This window comes from Vibrio splendidus 12E03 (assembly GCF_000272105.2).
In the GTDB taxonomy this organism is placed as follows: Bacteria; Pseudomonadota; Gammaproteobacteria; order Enterobacterales; family Vibrionaceae; genus Vibrio; species Vibrio splendidus_I.
This window is the reverse complement of the sequence record NZ_AJZD02000162.1, coordinates 1-1,189: the sequence shown is the minus strand read 5'-3', so window position 1 is coordinate 1,189 and position 1,189 is coordinate 1. Positions and strand designations below refer to the sequence as shown.

Here is a 1,189-nt window from a genome sequence, read left to right as displayed (position 1 = left end):
GACCATAAATGTGTTTGAACACTGGTTGAACGTGGATACTGGCTGTGTCTATTTTGAATGAGTTGCGGAATGCAACTATAGATTAATTTTTTCATTTTTGATTCCAGAGAGGTTTAGGTGTGTTTTAGTTGGTGGCTAAAACAATGAAGCTATAAATTACACAAGATCTGCTGAAAGATCAAATCCATAAAATTTAGATACAAAAAAACCGTCTACTCTCTGGGTAAGACGGCTATTTGCGAATGCTTTACGTTAAGGTACCACCCTTAACACATTCTCATTCAAAAAATACACTACATAGAAGTCTATGTAGTTAGTGTGCTATGTAATGCACTTTTACTTTGAACACTTATATATTCCCACATTTAACACTATTCATCAAAGATATTTTTGTTTACTTTTAACTTTCCTAGATAAGATGAATGCCAAACAACTTGTCCTATGATGACTAAATCATCTGCATTTTCACTACTTCTTATAATAAATTCATCTTTAAATTCATGATTGTAACTGCGAATGATTATTTTTTCTGGTGTTTCTATTAATATTTTAACTCGAAGTAAGTCTCTTTGTCTAATAACATACATCATACCATCTCGTATGGTTTTCTTTTGAGTATTTAAGGCGACAATTGAGCCATCACTAAGAACTGGCATCATTGATTTTCCTGTTACTCTTATACAACAGAGGTTATTAGCACCTTCATTATTAACAATATTTACTGATAATGGGTATTGTTCGGTTACTTCATTCTCATTTGAACTTCCGTTGCCAGCACTAGCATAAACATCCTTGTAAAAATCTACTAATGCTACACCTTCACATTCATTATTATTACCGGTCAGCAGCCACTCAGCATCTACCTCTAATATCGTGGCCAAAGTATTAAGAACATCTCCAGATGGAACACTATGTCCCCTTTCCCATCGGGATATTGACACTTTTGTTAAAGATAAACATTGAGCAATGCTTTCTTGGGTTAATCCTTTCAGCTTTCGTTGTGTCTTTAAGCGGTCACTAAATCTCATCTTTTTACACATTCTGGTTAAGTAATCTATGTTTATTTTCCGTCCTTACTTCTAATTTTGGTTGCTATTATTGTTTACTTTTGTGTTTATTTTGTTTACTTGATTGTTTTGTTGATTTATTATTCACCGTGCTGATCAAATGATCAGGTATGGATAGAGTT

General features: G+C 33.2%; 1 protein-coding gene. It reads right to left on the bottom strand.

All coding sequences use genetic code 11. From position 1 onward, the window contains the following. Positions 1-371: 371 nt before the first annotated feature. On the bottom strand, positions 372-1,028 hold the full coding sequence (locus A142_RS11445) for an XRE family transcriptional regulator (RefSeq protein WP_019821765.1): 657 nt from the start codon (positions 1,026-1,028) through the stop codon (positions 372-374). Positions 1,029-1,189: the final 161 nt, after the last annotated feature.

Bases quoted from the DNA above. Each gene is read 5' to 3' on its own strand.
- A142_RS11445 (WP_019821765.1), bottom strand. From the start codon at position 1,028: ATGAGATTTAGTGACCGCTTAAAGACACAACGAAAGCTGAAAGGATTA.